7 protein-coding genes are annotated in these 10166 nt (G+C 48.9%); 6 read left to right on the top strand and 1 reads right to left on the bottom strand.

The window, feature by feature from the left end:
* The first annotated feature begins 8 nt into the window (after positions 1 to 8).
* The 6 genes from CAG68_RS00255 (at position 9) to fecE (ending at position 8098) form a co-directional block, all read left to right on the top strand.
* Entirely contained in the window at positions 9 to 2045 is a 2037-nt protein-coding gene (locus CAG68_RS00255; RefSeq protein WP_005383467.1) for a TonB-dependent receptor, read from the top strand.
* 120 nt (positions 2046 to 2165) lie between these two features.
* Positions 2166 to 4304, top strand: coding sequence for a TonB-dependent siderophore vibrioferrin receptor PvuA (pvuA, locus tag CAG68_RS00260; protein ID WP_161440630.1), 2139 nt, complete (start codon positions 2166 to 2168; stop codon positions 4302 to 4304).
* Between the two features lie 101 nt (positions 4305 to 4405).
* On the top strand, positions 4406 to 5329 hold the full coding sequence (locus tag CAG68_RS00265; protein ID WP_025768676.1) for a Fe(3+) dicitrate ABC transporter substrate-binding protein FecB: 924 nt from the start codon (positions 4406 to 4408) through the stop codon (positions 5327 to 5329).
* 74 nt (positions 5330 to 5403) lie between these two features.
* On the top strand, positions 5404 to 6363 hold the full coding sequence (locus CAG68_RS00270) for a FecCD family ABC transporter permease (RefSeq protein WP_250654690.1): 960 nt from the start codon (positions 5404 to 5406) through the stop codon (positions 6361 to 6363).
* On the top strand, positions 6360 to 7331 hold the full coding sequence (locus tag CAG68_RS00275) for a FecCD family ABC transporter permease (protein ID WP_161440631.1): 972 nt from the start codon (positions 6360 to 6362) through the stop codon (positions 7329 to 7331). Before CAG68_RS00270 ends, CAG68_RS00275 begins: the two co-directional genes overlap by 4 nt.
* A gap of 2 nt (positions 7332 to 7333) precedes the next feature.
* Complete coding sequence (gene fecE / locus CAG68_RS00280) at positions 7334 to 8098, top strand: Fe(3+) dicitrate ABC transporter ATP-binding protein FecE (protein ID WP_017634499.1); 765 nt, start codon at positions 7334 to 7336, stop codon at positions 8096 to 8098.
* A 117-nt stretch (positions 8099 to 8215) separates the two neighbouring features.
* Here the strand turns inward: fecE and CAG68_RS00285 are convergent, their stop codons facing one another.
* On the bottom strand, positions 8216 to 10102 hold the full coding sequence (locus tag CAG68_RS00285; protein WP_025768674.1) for a methyl-accepting chemotaxis protein: 1887 nt from the start codon (positions 10100 to 10102) through the stop codon (positions 8216 to 8218).
* Positions 10103 to 10166: the final 64 nt, after the last annotated feature.

The raw sequence follows: 10166 nt of genomic DNA on the forward strand, positions 1-10166 counted from the left end.
ATTATGGAATGAATAAATTATTGACCCTGACCCCCTTGGCGGTCGCGATTGGTTCTTCATTAGTAGCACCAAGCGCAGTGGCTTCAGAAGAGACGAACTCAACCCCATCAGCAACTGAAACGATTCAAGTCTTCGGTCATCAGTACGAAGGTTATGCTGAACACATGCCTCAATCAGGCACCAAAACCGATGTGGAATGGCTTGATGTGCCACAAGCGGTATCCGTAGTAACGAAAACAGAAATGCAAGACCGAGGCGCGGTGCGTTTAGTGGATGCGCTAGATGGGGTAGCCGGGGTCAATAACACCTTGGGCGAAGGCAGCCGCGATCAGTTCATGATCCGTGGTTTTGATTCACTCAACGATATGTACCGTGATGGCTTGCGAGATGACGGTACGTTGCAGTCTTACCGCAGCTTAGCGAACGTTGAACGCGTTGAAATTGTGAAAGGCCCTGCGGGTGCTTTGTATGGCCGTGGTTCGGCTGGGGGCATCATCAACTTGGTGACGAAACGCGCTAACGGTGAGAATTTTACTCACGTAAACGGTAGTGTAGGCAGCAACAACCAATATGTTGGTCAGGTCGACAGCTCAATGGCGTTTACAGATAAGGTCAACGGGCGTATTAACTTGGAATACCGTCAAGCCGACTCGTACGTTGATCATGTTGATTCAAACGATTTCTTCATTGCACCGACCATTCGTGTGTTACCAGCGGAAGGTCACACCATTGATATTGACGTGGAATACGCCCATCAAGAACTAGTGCCGTATCGTGGTGTGCCATCAAAAAATGGCAAGCCAGTTGATTTGCCAGTAAGCACTTACTTTGGCGGTACAAACGACTATCAGGAGTCAGACAGTCTCCGTATTGCGGTGGATTACGAATGGCGTCTGAATGATCAATGGGTATGGAACAACCGAGCGGCGTTCAACCATATCGAACTTGAGCAAAAAGGCACGCGTCAGGGCAAAGTGACGGGTAATGAAGTGTCTCAAACCGTCAACAACTTTGGTTACGATCCACGTACTACGACCACTTTACAATCTGAGTTGGTTTGGGAAACCAGGGACAATCAATTGATGGTGGGTGCAGATTTCAACCAGATCGATATCGACCTAACGTTGGCAAGTGACAAAACGCTTCCTCCGCAAAATATATACGACCCAGTCGTTGGTCCAACGCCTGATCCGGGCTTTAAGCCATTTCGTGACAATACCACCACCACGACAGGTTTGTATGTGCAAGACGTCTATACGTGGGGCGACCTTTCTTTGATCGGTAACGTGCGTTACGACTCGATGGAGCTCGAACAACAAAAAGCGGGCTCAGATAAGGAAAAGTTGGATGATGACAAAGTCAGCTACCGTGCTGGTTTGGTATACCGCATCAATTCCGACACATCCGTATACGCCAGTTTAGCGCGCTCTTGGCAGTTACCGTACGCTGGTATCTACATCAATCCAAAATTGGCGGAATTCTTCCACACCGACTTAAAAGAGGTGGGTGCGAAAGCGTACCTTTTGGATAACGCATTAATGTTGAATGCGGCACTGTTCCAGATTGATCAAGAGCAACCACAAACTAACGTGGACGGCGATGTGATCGATAAAATTGAAGTGCGTCACCAAGGCATTGAATTAGAGGCTCGCGGCCAAATCACCAAACAGTGGGACATCTCTGTTGGTTACAGCTACTTAGATGCGGAAGACAAAGCCACAGGCAAAAAGCCTAACGATGTATCAGACCACTTGTTCTCTCTTTGGAGCACTTACCAATTGGATGACAACTGGCGTTTAGGCGGTGGTGTGAAGTACGTGGGCGACCGTTACGCAGGTAACGACGAAGCCGTCGCACTTGGCGATTACACAACGGTGGATTTGATGGCGGCGTACACCACTGGTCGTCACAAAATCCAAGCGAACGCTTACAACATTTTGGATGAGAAATACATTCTTGGCGCAACAAACGGCACGTCTGGCTTAAACCAGATTGGCTACGGCGCACCAGCCGAGTTCATGCTCAGCTACGGATATCAGTTCTAGGCTTTTTGTGCGTAGTTAGCGCCTGTTAGCCGATTTTTGCCTCATATTGAGGATGTTTAGCCCCGAGAGCCTACGGGATGTATTCTGCCCGAGGCTCAATTTCTCGCAAAGGAGATCTTAATGTCTTACCAGAATTTGGATGGTAAAGTGCGTGTACGTGCTGGTTTGTCTACCACTTACAGTGTGCTTGCGATTGCAATCGCTTTTGCCACATCCATGAGCGCGGTTGCTGCTCCTGCTAAAAAAGAACAAACTACCACGATGGAAACCGTCGTTGTCACTGGTAGCGTGATTGGTAAATCTGAAATTGAAGACGTCAAAGAGTACCCAGGTGCTCGTACCGTCATTACCCGCGATCAAATCGAGAAAACCGCCGCAGGCTCGATTGATAACGCGCTACAGCGCGTGCCGGGTATTAAAGTTCAGGATGAAAGCGGAACGGGCGTATTGCCTAACATTTCCGTACGTGGTTTGAAAGCAAGCCGTAGTGGTCATGCTCAGTTCTTGATGGATGGTGTACCGCTAACACTTGCGCCATATGGTCACACTGGTCAGTCTATCTTCCCAGCAACACTGTCGATGCTTGATCGTATTGACATTGTACGCGGTGGTGCCGCAGTACAGTACGGCCCAAACAACGTCGGTGGTGTGATCAACTTAGTGACCAAACCGATTCCACACACGTGGCAAACTGAAATCAGTAACCGCCTTACCGTGTTTGATGGCGGTGATGCGCCGCTGAATGATTTTTACCTACGCACGGGCGGCTGGTTAAGCGACACATTTGCACTACAGTTGGAAGGTAACTTCCTAAAAGGTGAAAGCTTCCGTGAACATTCCGATACGGACGTGAAGAACTTCCAAGCCAAAGCACAGTGGCTACTGAGTGACACTCAAGAGATTCAAGCATTCCTGCAACGTTACGATGCTGAAACGCAAATGCCGGGCGCACTTTCGCCACAAGATTACGAGCAAGATCGTCACCAATCGAAACGTCCTTACGATGATTATGAAGGTAAGTCGACGCGCTGGAGTGTTAAGTACATCCACGATTTGCCATTTGCCGACAGTGCCGAGCTAGAAGTGCTAACGTTTGGCCATAAGTCAGAGCGTCTTTTCAAGTGGGGCTTTAACAGCGCGGGTGGCCATTGGGCGGATCCGGCTCTGCCAGCGACGGACGTTCGTACCTCTCCACGTGAATTTACCGTGTATGGTATAGAGCCAAAAATGGCGATGTACTTTGGCGAAGGTAAATCCGTTACTCAAAACTGGATCGTGGGTACCCGTTATGTTAATGAAGACATTGACTACAAACTCACTCAGACTCCAATCGCCGGTGGTGCAACCAGCGTTCCGCGTGATTGGCATCTAGATACGGACGCGTTTGCTGGATACGTTAGCAACGAAATTGGTTTGTTCAATGATACATTGAAGGTAACGCCTGGGTTGCGTGTTGAGTCGGTTCGAATGACGTTTACCGATCGTGGTAAAAAACAAACGGCAGACAACACCGTGACGGAATGGTTGCCAGGTTTGACGGTGGCATACAACTTAACTGACCAGTGGGTGACGTATGCGAACGCGCAAAAATCACTTCGTGCGCCACAAATTGCCTACATCCGAGGTTTGGGTGAAGAAGGTAGCGAACTGGCTTGGAACTACGAAGTCGGCGCGCGTTACACCCAAGATGCGACCAGCTTTAACGCTGCACTTTATCGCATCGACTTTGAAGATCAATTGCAATGGCAAAGCTCAACGCAGACCTTCGATAACATCGGAAAAACACTTCACCAAGGCATAGAGCTTTCTGCTCGTTACGTGCCTGAAGCACTACCTGCACTGAGTTTAGGCGCAAGCTACAACTATCTAGACGCTACGCTTGAAGAAGAAGGCGCGAATAAAGGTAATCAACTGCCTTACACCTCTAAGCATCAGCTTGGTTGGGATGCAACCTACGCATTTTACGGCATGGACACCACGCTATCGGGCTTCTACTTTAGTGATTCGTATACCGATAACGCCAACACCAGTGCCGAAGATGCAACTGGCGCAACGGGTAAAGTACCATCTTACATGGTGTGGAACTTCAACTTGGGGACGGATTTATACAAAGACGACAAAGGCAAGTTACGCATGAATGTTGCGGTGAACAACTTGTTTGACGAGGAGTATTACTTCCGCGGGATTGATACAAGCCCAGTTGGTCGGTACCCAGCTCCGGGACGCTCTTACACACTGGATCTGAACTATCAGTTTTAAGCGTTTCGTTCACCGAGTTTGAAAAGAAAAGTCGCCAATTTACCTTGGCGACTTTGCCGATCTTAGGTAATGGAAAACTCTTAGCACTGGAAAAAAGCAAGATGAAAAATAAAAAACAATTTACGATCAAACACTTTTCAACAGTTTTGCTGATGCTGTTGAGCTCAGCTTTGATGTCATTTAGCGCATTTTCTCAGGCGCGCAGCGTGCAAGATGAGCAAGGCACTTTTGAGCTAGAAGCGATACCTCAACGTATTGTGGTTTTAGAATTTTCGTTTGTCGATGCATTAGCGGCAGTCGATGTCTCACCTGTAGGCGTCGCCGATGACAACGATGCCACACGAGTCATTCCTGCTGTTCGTGCCAAGGTTGGTCCTTGGCAATCGGTCGGCATGCGCTCGCAACCGAGTTTAGAGGCGATTGCGGTGCTCAAGCCGGATTTGATCATTGCTGATGCAGAACGTCATCGCGCGATTTATCAAGATTTGCAGCGAATTGCGCCAACTTTGCTGTTAAAAAGCCGTGGTGAGACATATCAAGAAAATCTCGAATCCGCACACAAAATCGGCGTGGCAATTGGCAAACAAGCGAAAATGACACAACGAATTGAGCAGCACAAACAGACAATGGCGGAGTTCAAACAGCATTTTGCAACACAAGAAACCATTCAGTTTGGTGTGGTTTCTGACAAAGGGATGTGGTTGCATAGCCCGGTTTCTTACGCTGGGGGCGTTTTGAGTATGCTGGGCATCCAAAGCCCGCTGGCTCCATCTGAGCAAAAAGCGTATATCCCAACCAGTTTCGAACTTTTACTAAAAACCAACCCTGATTGGTTGTTAGTTGGACTTTACTCTCAACCAAATATTGTGGATGAGTGGCGCAAAAATCCATTGTTTAAGTTGCTAACTGCTGCGAAAAAACAGCAACTTGTTGAGGTTTCTCCTGAACTGTGGTCGTTAAATCGCGGCATGTTGGCTGCGGAAGAAATTGCCCGCAATCTTGAAGCGTTATTGGAGCGCTCATGAGTGCGGCGATAAGCTCGGAAAGCGCGTCTTCGGTTAGCAAATCGCATTGGAAAGCGAGCTTGTTTGTCTGTGCTATGGCGTTGTGTACGCTCTCAGGCTATGCAGCCTCAATGATTGGCTGGTCCAACTTTTCTTTGAGCGTTAATGATCTGACAAGCTATTGGTTTGCGTTTGATGAGGGCAATATGCTGCATCAAATCCTCGCGACGCTGCGTGCGCCTCGTGCCTATGCTGGGTTATTAATTGGCGCTTCGCTTGCGGTATCCGGAGTGCTGATGCAAGGATTAACTCGTAACCCTTTGGCGTCGCCATCCATTCTCGGCATTAATGCTGGTGCGGCTTGTTTTATGGCCTTGGCGTCCATCGGCGTACCATTCTTTAGTCAATTGAACTCAATCATCAACGCAGTACTCGGCGCGCTACTAAGTGGTGGTGCGGTCATGTTGTTGGGCGGTTTTTTTTCCGCGCGTTCTCACCCATTGCGTTTAGTGCTAGCGGGCATTGCCATCAGTGCACTGCTGATAGGGTTAACTCGTGCGTCGGTAATTTTGGCGGATGACATGGCTTACAGCGTGTTGCATTGGTTAACGGGTTCACTCTCCGCGGTAGATTCTGAACAGTGGCAGCAACTGTGGCCTTTTGCGACTTTAGGTTTGGTGCTCGCCATGGGCTTAGCGCGAAACTTAAATTTACTCGCGTTGGGGGACGAAGTTGCTGTTGGGCTAGGTGGTAACATTCGTCTTACGCGATTTATCAGTGGTTTAGCGGTTGTGCTGTTGGCAGGAACTAGCGTAGCGATTGCTGGGCCAATTGGCTTTGTCGGGTTGTTAGTGCCGCACTTGGTACGCCCGATTGTTGGTCACAACTATCACATTCTCATTCCGGTTTCCGCCTTGTGTGGCGCGGCATTGGTGACGTGGTCAGATGCTTTATCACGAGCGATTGCTTTTCCGGCTGAAACGCCAGTGGGCGTGATTACCGCGCTGTTGGGCACACCTTGCTTTATCGCGATTGCAATGAGGAAATCATCATGATGAATCAAACCAAACTGTTTGCATTAGTTGGATTGTTGCTGATTGCGTCTTCTCTCACGCTGTTTGTTGGTGCGGCGAACATGTCGGCTCAACAGGTTTTTGCATTACTGTTTTCTTTCTCTGACTCGGACTTTGTGATTCACCAATATCGATTACCGAGAATGTTGCTCGCCATTGGCGTGGGCGCTGGGTTGGGGCTGTCAGGCGTTTTAGTTCAAGGCGTCATCCGTAATCCACTTGCCTCACCAGATTTAATGGGGATAAGCGCCGGAGCAGGACTGGCGGCTACCGCTTGTTTGGTGCTGTATCCGAATGCGCCAGTGGCAATGTTGCCGATGGTCGCCATGGCGGGAGGCTTGCTTGCTGCTGGCTTTATTGCTGTGCTGGCTTACTGGTCGAAACCAACACCAGCACGTTTGGCGCTGATTGGTGTTGCTGTCAGCGCATTTTTAGCTAGCGGTATCGATTTTCTTCTGATTGTGCACCCTATTGAAATCAACACGGCGATGGTATGGCTAACCGGCAGTTTGTGGGGACGAAACTGGCAACAAGTGCCGTTTATTTGGAGTGCTTTATTGCTGCTACTACCATTGGCGTTTTGGCTGGCTTGGCGGCTAGATGTTATGGGACTGGGAGAAGAAAGCGCCACTACACTTGGCACGAAACCAAGACAGATCCAAATTATTGCGTTGATTGCTGCCGTGCTATTTGCGAGTATCAGTGTGTCTGTGGCAGGCACGATCAGCTTTGTTGGCCTGCTTGCGCCGCATCTTGCGCGTTTGCTGTTTGGCCACAACCACAAGTTGTTGATTCCAGCCGCTGCAACCCTTGGCGCTTTGTTGGTGATTTGCGCCGATGGTTTAGCGAGAGGCTTACAGCCACCAATTGAGCTACCAGCGGGAGTGCTGACATCTGTTATTGGCGCACCATATTTCATTTTTCTTTTGTATCGTTATAGAGGTTGGTAAGCATGTTACGAACGCAGAACTTATCCGTCGCGTACGGCAAACAGACCATCATTCCAGATCTCTCTTTGTCGATTCCTCAAGGTAAAATTACCGCACTAGTTGGTCCAAATGGTTGCGGTAAATCGACACTATTAAAAACCTTGGTACGCATCAATAAACCCGCTTCTGGCCAAGTGTTGTATGACGACAAACCACTAAGCAGCTACGGTGATAAACGCTTGGCGCGTTCGTTGTCTTTGCTGCCGCAGATTCTTGTCAGTCCTGAAGGTATTACCGTCAGAAAACTGGTCGAATATGGCCGCTCGCCTTATCTCTCTCATTGGGGCCGGTTAAGTCAACAAGACAAGACCTTAGTCGAGCAAGCAATGCAAGATACTGGCGTGATTGAGTTTGCTGACAAGCCAGTTGAATCGCTGTCTGGCGGTCAAAGGCAAAGGGCGTGGATTGCGATGGTAATGGCGCAAGATACCGACGTAGTGATGCTTGATGAGCCAACCACTTACTTGGATCTCTCTCACCAAGTTGAGCTGATGAAACTCATGAGGCAGATGAACGACAAAGGCAAAACAGTGGTCGTAGTGCTGCACGATCTAAACCAAGCGTGCCGTTACTGCGATCATTTGGTGGTGTTGGAAAAAGGTCAGTTAGTCACGCAGGGAACACCGCAAGAGGTAATGACAGAAGGCATGTTGTCATCGGTGTTTGATTTACAAGCGAGAGTATTTAATGACCCAATCTCAGGCACGCCGATGTGTGTGGCGGTGTAGGTTTACGTCTTTGGAAAGCTATCTGCAATAAAAACGTCGATCCATAAAAACAAACCCCGCTAGTAACAAAGTTGCTAGCGGGGTTTGTTGTTTTTAAGAGCGTCCTTAATGTGGCGTTTAAGCCAGTTTAAACGTCGCCACTTTCGAGTTGAGATCCTCAGCTTGCGATTTCAGCTCAGCAGATTGATTCATCGATTCTTCGGCACCAACTACCAAGTGATCGGTCACATCTTTAATGGACGTGACATTTTGCGTGATTTCATTGGTTACGTGCGTTTGCTCTTCGGCGGCGGTCGCGATTTGCGTTGCCATATCGCTGATCAGCGCAACGGCCGCGTTGATTTCATCCAGAGCCAGTGCTGCGCGATCTGCATCTTCCACCGAACCTTGCGCGAGCTGAGAGCTTGTATCCATGATGGTCACAGCGCGTTGTGTGGTTTGCTGCAAGGTCTCGATCGTCGAGCGAATCTCTTCGGTTGAGGTGTGTGTGCGTTGTGATAGCACGCGAACCTCGTCTGCAACAACGGCAAAACCGCGACCTTGTTCACCTGCACGCGCCGCTTCAATCGCCGCATTCAGAGCCAGTAAGTTGGTTTGTTCTGCGATGTCTCGAATCGTTGATAGTACGGTTGAGATGTCTTGCGCGTGCTGGTTGAGCTCGCCGATGACAACGCTCGCTTGGTTGACTTCAGAAGACAAATTGTTGATGGATGACTTGGAGTTGATCACTAACTCATGACCATTTTGTGTGCTCGCTGAAGAGTCTTGAGCGGCTTTAGCCGTCTGCTCTGCATGTGCTGCAATCTCTTGCGTTGCCGATGCCATTTCAGTCACAGCGGTCGCCACCATCGTGATTTCTTGTTGCTGATGGTTCAGATCGGAAACCGATTGATTCGCGCGATTCGTGCTCAGCTCCGATTGTTGGCTCAGTTCTTCCGCTTGGTGACGAATGTGACCAATAAGTTGCTGCAAACTTTCAACGAACTGGTTGAAGTTTTCAGCCAGCTCACCAACTTCGTCACGGTTTTCTACTTTGATGCGTTGAGTTAGGTCGCCGCTACCGTTTGCGATTTGTGCAAGCGCATTCGAAACGTTGTAGAGCGGACGGAACAAGATGTTACATAGCAGATTAAACAAAGCTACGCAGATAACGACGACGATGGTGGTTGCGATGATCTGATCCCAAACAGCATCGTAAAGTGGGGCAACCAACGAGTTTTGATCTAACACCGTCACTGTTGTGAGCTTGGTACCCTCTATGTGGCGCGCGTAAATCACATATTCGGTGCCGTTAATAGAGACGCGACGCTCTGTACCTGAACGTGCGGCAGACGTAATGTCGTTGTTGTTGAGGCCCAGCTTGCTAACCGGTTGATTCAGCAGTTTACCGTTGTTATGAGTGAAAATATTGCCCTGTTCATTGGCAATAAACATATAACCTTCACCCGGTAGGATCACTTGGTTGAGACTGTTCAGGATATCACCGATCTCTACGTCAGCACCCAGAACGACGGTTTGACCATGCAATTGCAGGGCTTTACCGAGCGACACGACGTTAGCCCCCGTGGCAGCTGCGACGGTCGGGTTATCCATAAAGACTTTCGATGGGTTGGCGATTGCATTGGTGTACCAGCCCCACTTACGAGGATCGTTATTACCTGGTGGCAAAACCACCCCATTAGCGTTGTCTTGTGACCCGTCCGGGTAAGCGAGGAAAACGTTATCGAACGCGCCAGAGTCTCGGACTTGTTTCAAATGCGTAACCAGAGAACGTTTCTCTGAATCAGAAGAGAGTGAAGTTAGTGCGCGCTCTTTAGAGAGTAGCCAGTCCTTTACGTATTGATTGTAAGATGCGCTAGTGCTTTCTAGTCGCTGTGCGACTTCGACATCGAGCCTATTTAATGAATCTCGAAAAGACAGCCCCTCTACCAGCACTCCCCCTAGAATGATGGCGGCACTGGCAGAGATTGCCAGTTTGTTTTTTAATGATAGATTTTTGAACATAAAGCGAATAATAGATCTTTGAATAATAGTTGTTGTGTTTTTATTCTCATCAGTGCTCTCTGCG

The organism is Vibrio sp. V42_P2S4T144 (assembly GCF_009904715.1).
GTDB lineage: Bacteria > Pseudomonadota > Gammaproteobacteria > Enterobacterales > Vibrionaceae > Vibrio > Vibrio alginolyticus.

What these genes read in the sequence shown, in the direction of transcription:
- pvuA (WP_161440630.1), top strand. Translation starts at nt 2,166, where the DNA reads ATGTCTTACCAGAATTTGGATGGTAAAGTGCGTGTACGTGCTGGTTTG.
- CAG68_RS00265 (WP_025768676.1), top strand. Translation starts at nt 4,406, where the DNA reads ATGAAAAATAAAAAACAATTTACGATCAAACACTTTTCAACAGTTTTG.
- CAG68_RS00255 (WP_005383467.1), top strand. Translation starts at nt 9, where the DNA reads ATGAATAAATTATTGACCCTGACCCCCTTGGCGGTCGCGATTGGTTCT.
- fecE (WP_017634499.1), top strand. Translation starts at nt 7,334, where the DNA reads ATGTTACGAACGCAGAACTTATCCGTCGCGTACGGCAAACAGACCATC.
- CAG68_RS00275 (WP_161440631.1), top strand. Translation starts at nt 6,360, where the DNA reads ATGATGAATCAAACCAAACTGTTTGCATTAGTTGGATTGTTGCTGATT.
- CAG68_RS00285 (WP_025768674.1), bottom strand. Translation starts at nt 10,102, where the DNA reads ATGTTCAAAAATCTATCATTAAAAAACAAACTGGCAATCTCTGCCAGT.
- CAG68_RS00270 (WP_250654690.1), top strand. Translation starts at nt 5,404, where the DNA reads ATGGCGTTGTGTACGCTCTCAGGCTATGCAGCCTCAATGATTGGCTGG.